14 protein-coding genes are annotated in these 16,045 nt (G+C 46.4%); 9 read left to right on the forward strand and 5 right to left on the reverse strand.

Features of this window, described 5'->3' with window-relative positions:
- Nucleotides 1–545: 545 nt before the first annotated feature.
- The gene (locus QUB39_RS14825) at nt 546–671 is read right to left on the reverse strand and encodes a hypothetical protein (RefSeq protein ID WP_333209394.1); all 126 of its coding nucleotides are present in this window, start codon (nt 669–671) and stop codon (nt 546–548) included.
- 233 nt (nt 672–904) lie between these two features.
- On the opposite strand from QUB39_RS14825, the gene QUB39_RS14830 reads away from it, so the two are divergent.
- From QUB39_RS14830 to QUB39_RS14850, 5 genes are all read left to right on the forward strand, one after another.
- The gene (locus tag QUB39_RS14830; RefSeq protein ID WP_333058402.1) at nt 905–2,092 is read left to right on the forward strand and encodes a HEAT repeat domain-containing protein; all 1,188 of its coding nucleotides are present in this window, start codon (nt 905–907) and stop codon (nt 2,090–2,092) included.
- A gap of 403 nt (nt 2,093–2,495) precedes the next feature.
- Entirely contained in the window at nt 2,496–3,572 is a 1,077-nt protein-coding gene (locus tag QUB39_RS14835) for a glycosyltransferase family 4 protein (protein WP_333209396.1), read from the forward strand.
- 43 nt (nt 3,573–3,615) lie between these two features.
- Nucleotides 3,616–4,377 (forward strand): type I methionyl aminopeptidase, encoded by a 762-nt coding sequence (map, locus tag QUB39_RS14840; RefSeq protein WP_190659689.1) that lies wholly within the window; start codon nt 3,616–3,618, stop codon nt 4,375–4,377.
- A 288-nt stretch (nt 4,378–4,665) separates the two neighbouring features.
- Nucleotides 4,666–5,595 (forward strand): LD-carboxypeptidase, encoded by a 930-nt coding sequence (locus QUB39_RS14845; RefSeq protein WP_333058410.1) that lies wholly within the window; start codon nt 4,666–4,668, stop codon nt 5,593–5,595.
- A 165-nt stretch (nt 5,596–5,760) separates the two neighbouring features.
- Nucleotides 5,761–6,543 (forward strand): hypothetical protein, encoded by a 783-nt coding sequence (locus tag QUB39_RS14850; protein ID WP_333209398.1) that lies wholly within the window; start codon nt 5,761–5,763, stop codon nt 6,541–6,543.
- A gap of 111 nt (nt 6,544–6,654) precedes the next feature.
- Here QUB39_RS14850 and QUB39_RS14855 read toward each other — a convergent pair whose 3' ends face one another.
- Complete coding sequence (locus QUB39_RS14855) at nt 6,655–7,158, reverse strand: YetF domain-containing protein (RefSeq protein WP_333209400.1); 504 nt, start codon at nt 7,156–7,158, stop codon at nt 6,655–6,657.
- Nucleotides 7,159–7,473: 315 nt separating this feature from the next.
- Between QUB39_RS14855 and hemE the strand changes: the two genes are divergently transcribed.
- The 3 genes from hemE to QUB39_RS14870 all read left to right on the forward strand — a co-directional run bounded on the left by hemE (nt 7,474) and on the right by QUB39_RS14870 (nt 12,524).
- Nucleotides 7,474–8,538 (forward strand): uroporphyrinogen decarboxylase, encoded by a 1,065-nt coding sequence (gene hemE / locus QUB39_RS14860; RefSeq protein WP_333058417.1) that lies wholly within the window; start codon nt 7,474–7,476, stop codon nt 8,536–8,538.
- Between the two features lie 607 nt (nt 8,539–9,145).
- On the forward strand, nt 9,146–10,111 hold the full coding sequence (locus tag QUB39_RS14865; protein ID WP_333058418.1) for an NAD(P)-dependent oxidoreductase: 966 nt from the start codon (nt 9,146–9,148) through the stop codon (nt 10,109–10,111).
- 820 nt (nt 10,112–10,931) lie between these two features.
- On the forward strand, nt 10,932–12,524 hold the full coding sequence (locus tag QUB39_RS14870; RefSeq protein ID WP_333053968.1) for a B12-binding domain-containing radical SAM protein: 1,593 nt from the start codon (nt 10,932–10,934) through the stop codon (nt 12,522–12,524).
- 110 nt (nt 12,525–12,634) lie between these two features.
- On the opposite strand, the gene QUB39_RS14875 is transcribed toward QUB39_RS14870, so the two are convergent.
- Nucleotides 12,635–13,015 (reverse strand): type II toxin-antitoxin system VapC family toxin, encoded by a 381-nt coding sequence (locus QUB39_RS14875; protein WP_333053969.1) that lies wholly within the window; start codon nt 13,013–13,015, stop codon nt 12,635–12,637.
- A 1-nt stretch (nt 13,016) separates the two neighbouring features.
- Nucleotides 13,017–13,238, reverse strand: a complete 222-nt coding sequence (vapB, locus tag QUB39_RS14880; RefSeq protein ID WP_333144142.1) for a type II toxin-antitoxin system VapB family antitoxin — start codon at nt 13,236–13,238, stop codon at nt 13,017–13,019.
- 314 nt (nt 13,239–13,552) lie between these two features.
- Between vapB and QUB39_RS14885 the strand changes: the two genes are divergently transcribed.
- Nucleotides 13,553–14,449, forward strand: a complete 897-nt coding sequence (locus QUB39_RS14885; RefSeq protein WP_333209402.1) for a M48 family metalloprotease — start codon at nt 13,553–13,555, stop codon at nt 14,447–14,449.
- Between the two features lie 163 nt (nt 14,450–14,612).
- On the opposite strand, the gene QUB39_RS14890 is transcribed toward QUB39_RS14885, so the two are convergent.
- Complete coding sequence (locus tag QUB39_RS14890; RefSeq protein ID WP_333271175.1) at nt 14,613–16,043, reverse strand: DUF7017 domain-containing protein; 1,431 nt, start codon at nt 16,041–16,043, stop codon at nt 14,613–14,615.
- Between the last annotated feature and the right edge of the window lie 2 nt (nt 16,044–16,045).

Genomic DNA, 16,045 nt, shown 5'->3' on the forward strand with positions numbered 1-16,045 from the left:
CCCGTCCAAAAAGGACGGGCGGGACGCCCATCCCACAATAACAATTAAAATTGTAAGTTATTTAATTCGCGCTCCTAATTGGGTACAAATAAACAGAACGTTGACAGAGGACGCCTGCGTGAAAGGGTCTACTCGCTCTCACTATAAATCCTAACTAAATCCGACCCTACTTTTACAAGATAGTATGATTTTTGGCGATTGCTAGCTAAATACAATATTTCCTAACGGTTATCTTAGTCGATCGCCCAAACACTTCTATCCGCCATAATTGCCCGCTGCAAATTAACATCTGTCAAATCAGCGCTCTCTTTGTTACAGCATTTTTCGTAAAAAAACCCGGTTTCTTCGATCGAGAGTGCGTCCTGGAATGTACGGAAAATATGCGGTTTAGCAGCGAAGAATTAACGAAAAAACCCTGTTTCACGTTTGCAGTGCCAATGCCCCTGTCCCACTTCCGCCCAAATTCACACAAAAACGATCGACCTGCAGGCTCGGAAGCTTGTTAAACTTTTGGTCATGCCACGCTATTGGTGAGAAATCGACGGCTAGCCACAATCGTCTGCTAACGCCCCCGCAGTGCTGGGCTGCGCGGCCTGCACTGCACACTGCACGTAGGTGAGATTAGCTGCAATCAACTTTCGGGATGCCGCTGCTAAAGTCGCGGCCGCCAATGTAGTTGTTCGTTTTAAACTAATTAAACTAATTATTTAAAGGAGTTGCACGTCAATGACACAATTGTGCTTATAAGAAATATCTGGCTCGGTGCCCTCTCAAACCAGGGTTTTTCGCTAGTCTGGTGCTATTTGTGAGTTAGTTAAGCCCATAGCAGCTAGGATCGAGCTAACTCACGGTTAAACTAAAGCTCGTCATGCGGCGTTGCCTCTCAAAACCCGGATTGAGTCTTATGGCGCATTACCGCTCCTCTGTATGTTTGTTCACCTGCATTGCCTGTCTGGGCGTTGCGTTCAGTCCAAGTGCCGACGGAGGGCAACAGGTACTCAATGCCTCTGCGCGTGCTGTTTCCCAAGAAATTGCTCAGGCGAACTCTCCCCCGGACGATCGCCAGAATTCCAAGCCTCTAAAACCGTCTCCAGCGCCCGATAAAAGCAAATCTCAGCCGTCCAAAACGTCCAAATCTAATTCTAAGATCCCGAAATCGGTATCCAATTTGCTCGTCATTTTGTCTCGTCAGCGGGGGTTCTTAATGTTGGGTTTGGCAGCAGTTGTCGTCACGGCAGCGGCAGTATTTATCATGCTCAAATTAGTTAGCAGTGACGAGTCAAATTATCCTAAGCGAAGACGGGGAAGATTTGAGCGCCACAACCCAAAAAACTCTCCATTCACTAATCCCGATTCTCCTACAAACTCGCACCAAATTAGGCCACAAGAGACTTCTTCTGGGGGACAATCGCTGTCAGCCTTGCCCTACCCTTTTGGTTTGCCAAAAAGCCACAGTATTGAGAGCAGCGCTCAACCTTTTATCATGGAATCCCGGCAACCAGAACCCGATGATGCAGCCGTCGAGGGCGATCGAATTAATTCCGACACCTCGCCCTTGGAAACTCACAGCAACGGATACAGCAACACAGGTTTCAACATTCCCGAAACAACTAATCAAACCGATTCCCTAGCGAAGAAGAAAAATATTACCCTTCCCGAAACGGATCGTAGACATCAAGTTGATATTATTGAAGCACTGATTGAAGATTTGCAGCAGCTAAATCCGGCAAAGAGATGCAAAGCAATTTGGGAACTAGGTCAGCGGGGAGATTCCAGAGCAGTTGAGCCGTTGCTCGATTTGCTAGCAAATTCCGACTCCAAGCAGTACAGTTTAATTTTGGCAAGTCTCTCGGAAATTGGCATTCGCACGCTCAAACCCATGAATAATGCGTGGTCAATCTCGCTGCAAAATGAAAATCCCGAAGTGCGTAAAAATGCAATTCGCGACTTGACGCGGATTTACGAATTGGTGAATCAAATCAGTTACTTGTTGCACCGTGCGACGGACGATCCAGATCCAGAAGTTCAGGAAACTGCTCGCTGGGCAATCAATCAGTTAAACCGCCTCCGTCCGCGTTCTGGGATGGATTAATAAATGTAGCAATTTTTAAATAATTTGAAAATAGAGATTTGAGATGGGAGAATTTATAATTTAGATTATGTTAGAATTAGTGACGGCTGACTAAGCTGTGGAGCATTTAAACCAGTAACGAGGCTAGTAAGGTGCGTCATTCGCGAACCCTTACGCTGAAACGGAAAACCTTAGATGCTGACGCACCTTACGCAAGCCCTTTAAATGCCGAACAGCTTAATGACTACTGATATCATGTCCGATCGATCGCCCACAATACATAGGTCGGGGCGGGTTTGTGAGATTGTCCGTTTTTGGCAAATATTATTGGTGAACCCGCCCCTACTGGAATCAGGATAATCGACCGGACATGATATGACTAATGACTAATAACTAATGACTAATAACTAATGACTAATAACTAATGACTAATAACACTTTAAAACTATTGTTTCTGTCAACTTCTGTCGGTCAACTCGGTTCGGGGTTGGGCGGCGGAGTCGAACTTACACTCCTTAACCTAGCTAAAGAATTGCAGAGTCGGGGTCATAAAATAGGAGTTGTAGCGCCGATAGGTTCAGTCTTAGAATCAATTTCTGTAATCGAAATAACGGGTGAGTTGCAAGTAACCGCCCAAACACAAGATTACCATGCTCCTATTGTGATGCCCGCGGACTCGGTGCTGGCGAATATGTGGGAATATGCTCGCCAAGTTCAGGATGAATGGGATGTCATTGTTAATTTTGCCTACGATTGGCTGCCGTTTTATTTGACACCATTTTTTAGGACTCCGATCGCACATTTGATCAGCATGGGATCCCTTTCTGCAGCCCTCGATCGCATTGCCGAACAAACCGCCGCCCAGTTTCCTGGTACGATCGGAGTTCACACCGCTTCTCAAGCCAAAACATTCACCTTTGCCGAGGAATGTCAGTTGTTGGGAAGCGGCATTGATTTATCGCTGTACCAATTTTGCAACAAATCCCAGTCTAAATTAGCTTGGCTAGGCCGCATCGCCCCGGAAAAAGGCTTAGAAGATGCAGTAGCAGCAGCGAAAATTACAGGCATTCCCCTGAAAATTATGGGCAAAATGCAAGATGAGGATTATTGGCAAAAAATTTGTGCAGATTACCCGGATGCTCCGGTAGAATATTTAGGGTTTTTGACAACAACCCAAATGCAAGAGCAAACCCGTCAGTGCCAAGCATTGTTGATGACACCACGTTGGGTGGAAGCTTTCGGAAATGTCGCGATCGAGGCTTTAGCGTGCGGTGTACCCGTGATTGCTTACGAGCGCGGGGGGCCGGCGGAAATTGTTAGAGACGGACTGACGGGCTTTTTAGTGCAGCCTGATAGCGTAAATGGCTTGGTAGGTGCGATCGCCCGTTTAGACAAAATTGACCGCAGCGCTTGCCGGCGACAAGCAGAGGTAGAATATTCTTTAGCAGCTTTGGGCGATCGTTGCGAACACTGGTTCAAATCTATTCTCAAATTGAGTTAAATAAACTCTTAATTGACCACAAAAAAGAAAACAGAAAAAAACTATGGCAACCGAACGTTTAGTGCTTTTATCCAGTAGAGAAATCGAAAAAATGCGCCAAGCCGGCCGTTTAGCGGCCGAACTTCTGCTGCATCTCGAACCGATGGTAAAACCGGGTGTCAGCACTTTAGAAATTAACGACGAAGCCGAACGCTGGACTTTGGCACACGGAGCAAAAAGCGCTCCCCTAGGCTATAAAGGATTTCCCAAATCTCTGTGTGCAAGCGTCAATGAAGTAGTCTGTCACGGCATCCCCAATGCGAAACAAATTCTTAAAGAAGGTGACATTATTAATATTGATGTAACCCCTTTAGTTGATGGTTATCATGGCGATACTTCCAAAACTTTTTTTGTCGGTAAACCTTCACCGGTAGCGAAAAAATTAGTTGAAGTAACCGAGGAATGTTTAAGAAGAGGAATTGCCGAAGTCAAACCGGGTGCTCGTACCGGCGACATCGGTGCAGCGATTCAAGAATATGCTGAAGCACAGGGTTTTTCGGTAGTGCGAAATTTTGCGGGGCACGGGATTCACCGAGTCTTTCACACGGAACCGGAAATTCTGCACTATGGCAAGCGAGGCACGGGAAAAAAGCTCAGACAAGGCATGGTTTTTACGATCGAGCCGATGATTAATGAGGGTACTTGGGAAGTGGAAATTCTCGCCGATGGTTGGACATCTATCACCAAGGATGGAAAGCTTTCGGCTCAATTCGAGCACACTCTGGCTGTGACTGATTCTGGGGTGGAAATTCTAACTTTACCTTAGTAATGATTAACAAATAATCTGAAAAACTCACTCCTAAATCAATAATCAACCCTATCCCGTAGGGGCGGGTTCACAGAAAATTTCCGCATGAAACAGACAATCTCGAAAACCCGCCCCACCCAACGAAATATGTAAATGTGGGTAAGGTTGATGTCGATAGTCCCTGGGTTTGGGGCGGGTTTTGGAGATGGTTTGTTTTAATAGTTGATGGTTGGTAAAACCCGCCCCTACAGAATTACCGTTAATTCACAAAACACGATATAACAAATAACTAATAACTAATAACAAATGACTGACATAAAATTTCTGCAACCAGGAGATTTGCTCAAAGTAATTGCCCCTAGTGGCACTTTGCGAGAATCAACCAACTTTGAAAAGGGTGTAGAAATTTGGAAATCTCGCGGCTATCGAATTGAATTAACACCGGGTTTTGACGATCGCTGGGGCTATTTGGCAGGTTCCGACGAAAACCGCGTCCGACAGCTAGCAGATGCCCTCAATGACCCGGATTGTCGCGGTATTCTCTGTGTTCGAGGCGGTTTCGGCAGCACTCGACTTTTGGAAAAAGGAAATGTGGGAAAGGCGGAAAATTCCCAATTTCCAACTCCCGATTCCCATTCGCCGAAATGGTTAATCGGCTTTTCAGATATTACTGCTTTGCTGTGGAATCACGACAAATTGGGGATTTGGGGCGTTCACGGCCCGATGCTGACAACTTTGGCGGATGAACCGGATTGGTCTGTCGATCGACTTTTTGACTGCATCGAAGGTCGTCCCTTACAATCTTTGCAAGGTAAAGGATGGGGCAGCGGACAAGCCACGGGGCCGCTGTTTCCGGCGAATCTGACGGTGGCTTCTCACTTGCTCGGAACCCCGTATCAACCGGATTTGACGGGGGTTATTCTCGCATTTGAGGATGTTTCCGAGGCTCCTTACAGGGTCGATCGAATGTTGACTTTGTGGCGGATGGCGGGGGCTTTCACTGGGGTGCGGGGCATTGCTTTGGGACGCTTCAGCCGCTGCGAGATTGAGCCGAGTATTCCCAGTTTTAGCATTGAAGAGGTTTTGCGAGATCGGCTGGGGGACTTGAATATTCCGATTGTCTCGGATTTGCCTTTCGGGCACGAGGGAGTTAACGCTGCTTTACCGATGGGAATTATGGCGAGTCTCGACGCTGAATCGGGATTGCTGATTTGTGGCGATCGATCGCAACTTTAGATTAGGGCTCAACGTCTATAACTTTAACATGAGATTTTGCACCCGCTAAATATTCCCGTTAGGTGAGGTTGACACGGTTGGCAGAAATTACATTTAAAATGGATTGTGTATGCAAATGTCTGCGCCAAGAAAGCAAAAAAAATTTTAAATTTTCCAGAGGTTGATATGAAAGCACACAACTTGTTAAACAGTATTGCTGCCGCATTCCTAGTTACAGGATTGGCACTTACGAGCATTTCGTCTAGTGCTGTTGGCGAACAGATACGGAATAACGATCGCGTTGCCGGAGTAATTCGCCGCACTTCCCCGATTTACCGTTTTCGGAATATGTGGGTTCCGGGTTCTCCAACGGAAGAATTGCGCGGCCAAGAATACACATTCAGCGCCAGGGAAGGCGACAACATTGAAGTGTTTTTAGATACAGATAGAAGCCGCGGTTTTACTCCCGTCATGGTGCTATTTTACGGGAACAACAAACAAGTCGCTTTTACGCAAGACCGTTCTTTTAATTATCAAATTCCCCGTAGTGGCGATTACAAACTGTTAGTGTTAGCAAAAGATGCTGCCAGGGGCGGTAACTACACGCTGGAAGTTGCGGGAATTGATGGGGGCGACAGACGATCTCGCAATTCGCGGGACGATTGGTACACGAGGCGAGATGACGATCGATATGACGGTCAATATGACAGATCACAGCTTCTGCAAGATGATTTTGGCTTGCGGTCTGTTGATTGTCGCGAGAGACGTTCTATGGTGAGAGTAAGGTTTGACGAGGGTAATCAAGATTCAACTTACTGCGCTGTCCCGAATAGAAGGTTTCCGGCGGGAGATTATTACTACAATTCGCGGACTAGAAATTTAGATTCGGCGAGGCGGAATGATAGTAGATTCGATGCGAGCCCAGATCAATGTCGGGTAGTTGTGGGCGGAGTGTGCGTGACGAGATAGTTTCGATTTAATTAACCGTAGGGTGCGTCGCCCAGTAAAATCTACTATTAAGCTTGAAAATGGAGCAGCGACGCACCATATAAGATGAGTCTCTACAGATTTAACGATCGACTAAGCTACATCTTTGAGAGCCGATCGCGAATTGTTCGGAGATTTTTTGATAACGCTCATGCTGCCGTCGGTTTCCAGCACGACTGCTTCGATTTCTTCGATCGACGCGCAGCCCGTCCCCCGAATCGCCGCCCGAATTTCCGATTCACCCACGCGCTGCTGCCGCATCGCCACAGGCAGAAATTGGCCTTGGCTGAGCAGCATAGTAGGTTCGGCTTTGATGAGATTTTTTACCCACTTTACCCGCACCGCAAGCCACGTGACGATGAATTGCAGCCCGATGAGTAAGCCGAGGGCGAAAACGCCCTCGACGAAGGAAACGTCTTTTGACATGATGACAGTCGCCAGCGTCGAACCGAGGGCGATGGTAACGATGAAATCGAAGGCATTCCACTTCGACAGAGTTCGCTTGCCGGAAACTAGCAGCAAAAAAATCAGCGCGGCGTAAGCGGAAACGCCGAGCGTCAAAATCCGAATTATTTCAAACCAATTGTCAAAAAACATATTTTTATTTCGCGGTTGTGATTTTCTGCGCTTTGCCGCTGCACCAGTGCTAGAGGCTTCGTCTGCTTGAGGTCGCGGTCGCGGATTCTGTTAGTTTGCATGGTCATTGTAGCAAAAGGGTGGATGTGAAAATTCCCTATTAGCAAGAGTTTCACCTATTAAGAATTCCTTGACCGTGCCAGAAGGTTGCTATCGAACTCAGCCACTTTCCTCATCTCCCTCCCCGCTGACAGATGAATTTTTTGTCAAAAAGGACGATCGCACAGTGGTAAGCTACCAAAGGCATTGAAATATCTAAGGTAGAGAAAAGTTAAAATGTCGGCATTAAATGAAGTTCCCTTGTTGTTGCGGGCAGCCCGCGGCGAAACTCTAGACCGCCCGCCCGTGTGGATGATGCGTCAAGCCGGGCGCTACATGAAGGCTTATCGAGATTTGCGAGAAAAGTATCCCTCGTTTCGCGAACGTTCCGAAATTCCCGAAGTGGCGATCGAAGTTTCCCTTCAGCCGTGGCGCGCGTTTCAACCCGACGGCGTAATTCTGTTTTCCGATATTGTCACCCCCATGCCCGGTTTGGGCATCGACATGGACATCGCCGAAGGTAAAGGCCCGATTATCCACTCACCCATCCGCACTCAGCAGCAAATCGACGCGCTGCAACCGCTGAACCCGGAAGAAAGCTTGCCGTTTATCAAAACTATCCTGAAATCCCTGCGCGAAGAAGTCGGCAACAAATCCACCGTGCTCGGTTTTGTGGGCGCGCCGTGGACGCTGGCGGCCTATGCGGTTGAGGGCAAAGGTTCTAAGGATTATGCCGTCATCAAAAACATGGCATTTTCCGATCCAACTTTACTGCATCAGTTGCTGTCGAAATTTGCAGATGCGATCGCCGTTTACGTGCGCTATCAAATCGACTGCGGCGCGCAAGTCGTGCAAATGTTCGACTCCTGGGCCGGCCAACTCTCCCCGCAGGACTACGACACCTTCGCTCTACCTTACCAGAAACAAGTATTCGAGCAAGTCAAAAAAACCCATCCTGACACCCCGCTAATTCTGTTAGTCACCGGTAGCGCCGGCCTCCTCGAACGCATGACAACATCCGGCGCGGATATCATCAGCGTCGATTGGACGGTTGACATGGCCGACGCGCGCCGACGTTTGGGCCCGAATATGAACGTTCAGGGAAATCTCGATCCGGGCGTGTTGTTTGGTTCTCAAGCGTTTATTCGCGATCGAATTCTTGATACAATTCGCAAAGCCGGCCCGCGCGGACACATCCTCAACTTGGGACACGGTGTATTACCGGGTACTCCCGAAGACAACGTGCGTTTCTTCTTTGAAACGGCAAAACAAGCCGACAAATTGCTTGCAGTTGCTGCTTGAGTCCGACAATCCGACAGGGGTTGAAACCCCTGTCTCATAGCTAAAGTCCTCGCTATGAGGACTAAAGATTAATATTTCAGTCGGTTTTAACTGAGATATTGCAGCAATATCAATAAGAGGATTTTTCGTGGGGTCGGGCGGGTTTATAGAACCTATTTGCAAGCTTTAAAACTGTTGGCGAACCCGCCCCTACGGCTAATTGAGAATGGTGCAAGATATCGGTTTTAACTCACCGAAGAGCACCCTTGCCAATAAAACATCCCGTAGGGGCGGGTTCACCAATAGCTTTAAAGAGTGCAGACAGGTTAAATAAACCCGCCCCCAGCCACAAAAAAGCCCTTTATTAACAATGGTACTCTTCAGTCGGTTTCAACTCACATCTTGCACCCTTCTCAAGAACAGGCTTTTCGGCCTGTTCCACAAGAAAATTCACTCTTTGTGGAACAGGCCGAAAAGCCTGTTCCTAAACAAGTAATTGAGAATGGCGCAACATCTCAGTTTCAACCGACTTTTGCCCGACGCCAGGGGTTTCAACCCCTGGCGGATTGCAGGAGAATGAAACAGCCCTATTCTCCCCCTTGCCGTCCCCCCCTTCCCCTTCTGCAAAATGAACGCCAAAAAAATTTTCATAACGGGTGCAAGTGGCTGTATCGGTCACTACATGGCCGAAACTTTGATTCAAGAAACAAACCACGAACTTTACCTCTTAGTTCGCAACCCCGAAAAATTAAAATTTGACTGGAAAGCCCGCCCCGGCATCAATATCATACAAGGCGATATGCGAGATATCGAGCAACACGCCGAACTTTTGCAAACAATTAATGTAGCAATTTTAGCTGCCACTGCTTGGGGAGGAACTCAAGAAGTGTTTGACGTTAACGTAACGAAAACTCTCCAGCTAATTCAACTACTTTCGCCACAGACTTGCCAACAAGTAATTTATTTTTCAACGGCCAGCATTCTCGGTAGAGACAACAATTTGCTTAAAGAAGCCGGGGAACTGGGGACAGATTATATTAGCTCAAAATACAACTGCATGGTGCATTTGTCAGCCTTGACAAATGTGCCTCCGATTACGGCACTTTACCCGACATTAGTATTGGGAGGAGACGCCGAAAAACCAGTCTCTCACTTGTCATCTGGCCTGCCACTTGTCGCAAAATGGATTGGTTTGATTCGCTGGTTTAAGGCAGATGGCAGTTTTCACTTCATCCACGGCGCAGATATTGCTAAAGTAGTTAATTATTTAGTTGAACATCCGCCGGCTTCCGATGAACCGCGACATTTTGTGCTAGGAAATCCGGCGATTACAGCTAACGAAGTGGTAGAACAAGCTTGCGAGTATTTGAATAAAAAGATATTTTTTCGGATAACTCTGTCACCTTGGCTGGCCGATTTCTTTATTTGGCTGTTCCGAATTCAAGTGGCTGCTTGGGATAGATTTTGCATCAGCTACCGCCATTTTACCTATCAAAATCTTGTGAATCCCGAAACCATAGGAATGCCGAGTTACTGCGGCACAGTTGCTGATATGTTAAAAACTAGCGGGATTCCCGATAAAAATAAAAAGTAGTCCGTACACTCCGCACCAATAATCGGACGGGCTAGAAGCCCATCCCACAAGAAAGATTGTGGGATGGGCTTCTAGCCCGTCCCTAATTATTTTGGCGCTTCTCAAATCCCATCCCACAAAAAACAATTTGTGGGATGGGCTTCTAGCCCATCCCTAATTCTTTATGCTATTGAAGTCTACTGTTTCAATTTCTTTTTTGCCTTAGTCCCATGCTTTTTAAATGCGATTATCGTCAATTAAGGGTCAAATACGATAAGATATCAGCATTTGCACACTTTAACAGGGAACTGCAAGCTAAAAATTGCGCTCAATTTGTTTGTCTTAGGGGGTGTCACCCCTCGCCAGATATTCGATCGAGTGCAAGATCGTAATTTTAGCCTTAACATTAAGTCTTGAGAGTCGATCGAACTCTCAAACACGCCAGCCCGATCGCAAGTTGTTTACTGATGTCAGAAACCTCAGCCTAAAGGCGTGAGGCTTGAAAGAGAAATCTAACAGGCCATTCTGACCAGACTAAGCTTTAAATAGCTACGTTATTTAGGTCACGACACCCGCTTGATGCGAAGCTAGTCCCTTGCTCTGTCGCTAGTGGTTAAACAGTCTTAAGGTCACGCTCGACAGTGCTGCTAGCCGGCGCAAGCCTTTATAACTTTGTCGAAGCTAACTTTCAGAAATGGGAGTTTGGGGCAACCATTCCCCAAAAATCGGAGAGGTTGCATAAAATTCCCTCTCCGACCCCGAAAGGGGATTTAATTCAATGTAAAGCCGTCCTATAAGGACGGGGCTTCAGACCCAGTTTTTTGGTGAGGTTTAACATATAATGCGAGTTCTTTTAGTTTACCCGCTGTTTCCGAAAACATTTTGGTCTTACGAGAAAATCCTAGAATTAGTCGATCGTAAAGTGCTGCTGCCACCGCTGGGTTTGGTAACAGTAGCAGCTATTTTACCCCAAGAATGGGAATTTAAGTTAGTCGATCGCAATATCAGACAAATCACCGAAGCAGAATGGGAATGGGCAGAGCTCGTTATTCTCTCCGCAATGATTGTCCAAAAAGAAGATTTGCTAGACATCATTCGCGAAGCAAAACGGCGCGGTAAATCCGTAGCTTGCGGCGGCCCTTACCCCACCTCTGTACCCGAAGAACCTCAAGCAGCGGGCATAGATTACCTGATTCTCGACGAAGGCGAAATCACCTTGCCGATGTTCGTCGAAGCAATCGGGCGGGGCGAAAAAAGCGGAATTTATCGATCGGACGGCGTAAAACCCGATGTTACCACAACCCCAGTCCCCCGCTTCGACTTGCTGGAATTAGACGCCTACGATTCCATGTCGATTCAATTTTCCAGAGGCTGCCCTTTCCAGTGCGAATTCTGCGATATCATCGTCCTCTACGGCCGCAAACCTCGCACGAAAAACCCCCAACAATTGATAGCAGAATTAGACTATCTCTACAACTTGGGCTGGCGGCGCGGCGTGTTCATGGTAGACGACAACTTTATCGGCAACAAACGCAGCGTCAAACTGTTGCTAAAAGACTTAAAAGTCTGGCAAGAAGAACACAAATTTCCCTTTACTTTCAACACAGAAGCATCCATCGATTTAGCCCAAGATCAAGAATTGATGGACATGATGGTTGCTTGCAATTTCAATGCAGTGTTTTTAGGGATTGAAACTCCCGACGAAGAAAGCCTGCAAATGACGAAAAAATTCCAAAATACCCGCAATTCCCTGATCGAATCCGTAGAGTTAATTGCCAAATCCGGTTTGCGAGTAATGGCCGGATTTATCATCGGATTTGACGGCGAAAAACCCGGTGCCGGTCAGCGGATTGTCAAGTTTGCCGAAGCAGCAGCCATTCCTAGCACAACCTTTGGAATGCTGCAAGCTTTGCCGCACACTGCATTGTCCCACAGACTAGCAAAAGAAGGGCGGTTGCGCGACAAATCTGGCAACCTCAACCAGACTACCTTGATGAACTTCATTCCCACGCGGCCTCTCGAAGATATTGCCCGCGAATATGTCGAGGCATTCTGCGAAGTGTACGATGCTGAGAAATATTTAGACCGGACTTATCGCCATTTCTTAATGTTAGGTGCACCCACAGCAAAGATACCTGCAAGAGTTCCCAGTTGGATCGATTTGCGAGCACTGTTAACTGTGGTTTGGCGGCAGGGAGTCAAGCGCAAAACTCGGTGGAAGTTCTGGCATCATTTGTTCAGCATTCTCAAGCGCAATCCTGCTGTTTGGGATCACTATTTAACCGTATGTGCTCACAACGAGCATTTCCTCGAATACCGCCAGATTGTGCGGGATGAAATTGAAGCTCAATTGGCTGAGTTTTTGGCGTCGGAGTCTCAAACTGTATATCAAGAACCTGTTGCTGTTGAGGAAAAGCAAGTGCAAGCGGTTTAGGGTTCGAGAATTCTACCTAATAGCCAGATACCCGACTTCTTAAACAAGTCGGGTATCTGGCTATTCTCTTTTGTTATCTGGGCTTACTGATAAAATTTTTGCCTTCTTCATCACCACACCCGCTGAATTGGATAAGCATCAAAAGCCTCATCACGACTAATCAAAACCAGCGAATGATTCATCGTCTGTCCTACCAGAATGCGATCGAAGGGATCTCGATGATGCAGAGGAAGACCTGCGTAAATCTCAGTGTCTTCAAATGTAATTGGTAGAATTTGAGCGTTAATGTATTGCAATTCCTTCGGCAGGTCTTCAAATGGCCGATTCAGTTGAAGCTTACCGACATTGATTTTAATAGAGATTTCCCAAAGGCTGGCAATACTAAAATACAAACCTGTTTTAGTATCGATCGCTTCTTTTGCCTTACTACCTAGATTGGACTCGCCAAGCAAATACCACAGAAAGGCATGAGTATCTAAAAGGGAGTTCATGTTACATATATTCCTTTAAATCTTCCAGCGGTTCATCGAAATCATCAGACATAACGATCTGACCGGCCCAACTACCATAACCATGAGGTTGTTCAAGTTGTTCTTGAGATGATTCAGTTTTTGCGTGTTTTTCAAGTAAATATTTTGCATAATGCAATATCTCTTGTTTGAGAGATTCTGGCATCTTGACGAGAGTTTGAAAAATCTCTATATCGATAGTCATGATTTATGTGGAATTTTTACTATGTCATATTCACTAATTATACCGTAATTGCAGTCAAAGGGTATTTAGAATGGTTATCTCGTTTAATCTTGTTTCCAAGCAGAGCCTGGAAATGTCATATCCTGCGGCTGTGTCGCCTCTTGAGAGCAGCCTGAGAGAGCATCCCGAGGTATTCCCAGTCTCTCACTGAACAGGTAAAATACTACTATTGGCGGTAGCAGTTATTTCGGCAGATAGAGGCGCGATCGCCCGCAAATATGAAAATCTAATTACAAGCTCAAAAATATCAAAATAGCGATCGCCCTCAACCCGCCATGTTAGGAACAAATCAACTCAGAACAGCCGCTCTCTTAGGACTCCTAAGCGGCCTTCTCGTTTTAGGAAGTTATTATTTAATCGGCAACGAGCAAGGACTTTACATCGGTTTAGCGCTAGCCGCCTTCTCAAGTTTTAGCTCTTGGTACTATTCCGACACGGCCGCGTTAATGGCTTACCGCGCTCGCCCCATCGCCCGCAGCGAAGCACCAGAAATCTACGATATGGTAGCATCGCTGAGTAAAAAAGCCCAAATTCCAGTACCGAAAATCTTTGTAGTTCCCACTCAATCTCCCAACGCATTCGCCACAGGAAGAGACCCGGAACACGCCACAATAGCAGTTACTGAAGGCATCATGAATTTGCTTTCCCGCGACGAATTGGAAGGCGTTATAGCGCACGAATTGACGCACATCCGCAACCGCGACACTTTGACTCAAGCAGTTGCAGGAACAATTGCGGGTGCAATTACATTTGTCGGGCGAATTCTGACTTTTGGAGCGCTTTACGGCCCGGTAACGCGGGATAGCAGACAAGGCCCGAATCCGTTTGGTTTGCTGTTTTTAATCATTTTAGCACCGCTATCAGCAACCCTAATTCAAATGGCGATTTCTCGGACGAGGGAATTTGCAGCCGACAGCGGTGCGGTGGAAATTACCAATAACCCGATCGGCTTAGCAAACGCCCTGCAAAAATTGGAGAAAATGGGTCATGAAATTCCGATGCACGGCAATCCTGCGATGTCGCCGCTGCTGATTGTGAATCCTTTTTCGACTAAAGGTTTGCAGTCACTTTTCCGAACTCACCCGCCGACAGAGGAGCGCATTCAGCGCCTTTTGGAAATCGCGCAGCAGCAGCAAGGTACTCCAGTTATGGCTTACATAAACGGAGTTTGATCGATCGAAAATGCAGCAAGAATATGGAGAAACCCGGTGTTTTGAAGCAGCCGGGTTTTTGTATGTTTGTAACTAATTAAGGATCGCGAATTAAATAACTTACAATTTTAATTGTTATTGTGGGATGGGCGTCCCGCCCGTCCCACAAACTTGTGGAAGTTATTTAATTCTCATTCCTAAGTATGGCGCTGGCTGTCAAACCCCATGTGTTTTTCTTTTTATCAAACCTTTTGACAACAGCAACATTAACTGTTTGCTCGTTTTGCAACTGACCAGCTAATTCATGAGGAACATACACATTTTCTACAAACCCAAAACCACTTTGATGCAAGCGAAAACGACCAGTTTTACAAGACATACTATCAAAGAGTTTGCCCGATTCGCGTTTCTCCACCGCAAGCACCGTTAGCCGCTCGCCGTTTTTATCAACAGTCAGCGTCACTGGCGCGCCCATTGGCAGATTTAAATTCTTCAGCATTCCCTGATCGGGAGTAACAACTTCTTCAGATCCACTATGAGAATGCAATCCAAATTTGAGCATAATCTTGCCAGTTTTTGCTGCAAAGGTGCCGAGGTAATTAGCATGGAATCGCGGGCAACTTTGCCAAATCACCTTTTCGGCACTAGCAGCTATATTTTCTAACACTTCCTCCGGGTTAGAGAGATTTCCTGCACGATCGTACCAACTAGCCGTCAAGAGATTGCGAAGCGATTGGGGGATTTTCCATCCGTTATTGTTACGAACAGCAAAAGCTCGATAGGCAGCCCATTTAGCCACTTCCCCTTGGCCTCTATTTGCTGCGAGTCGGCTGAGATCCTCAAAAACGCTAACACCAAAATTTTCATCCCTGCAAGTTAAACACGCTTTTGCACAAAGTGCTAACGCTAGTTGAGAATCGGAAGTTTCCACGACTTTAGCTAATGCGTGCCACGCCCAGTAATCGCTACGCTTCTGCTTGACAAAGGAAACCAAAAGTTTTTGAGCTTCTGGCGCTCGCCCCAAACGATTTAGCAATAAAGCCTTGCGATAATTCAGCCATTCCGGTTTTTGAACTTTGGCGCGATCGAGTGCAACATCGATCAATTTAACGGCAAAATTTTGTAATTCTTGTACATCCGGGTAATCTTGAACAGTCAATTCACAAGCAATCTTCCCCACTTCCCTTGCTGTTTTCTCAACCAATGACTCGTAAACTTTACCGTCATTAGCAGTAGAAACCTGAAAATCTTCCGATCCAAAACTGTCAATACCCGCCCATTTTACGAACTTGGGTAAAAACTTGATTTCCTTTTTTAATCGAACAATTTGGGATAGCAAACGACTAAACAGCAAATCTGGTCGAGTCAGCTTGAGTTTGTAATATTCTGCCAATATTTCCCTGAGTTGGCTGACAGATGTCTCTGAATCTATGGATTGAGATTGATTAGCCGTATCTATTAGTTTTTTTACTTTGTCATAGAGAACCCAACCTAAACTGCTAGCCAGGAATTTGTCATTTGGATGTTGTTTTAGCAGTTCGTGCCCTCTCGAATAAGCTTCATCTATGCGTCCAGCTTTTCTCAAATTTTTGATTTCTTCCGTTAAATTTGACATTT

It is taken from the genome of Microcoleus sp. AT8-B5 (assembly GCF_036705565.1).
In the GTDB taxonomy this organism is placed as follows: domain Bacteria; phylum Cyanobacteriota; class Cyanobacteriia; order Cyanobacteriales; family Microcoleaceae; genus Microcoleus.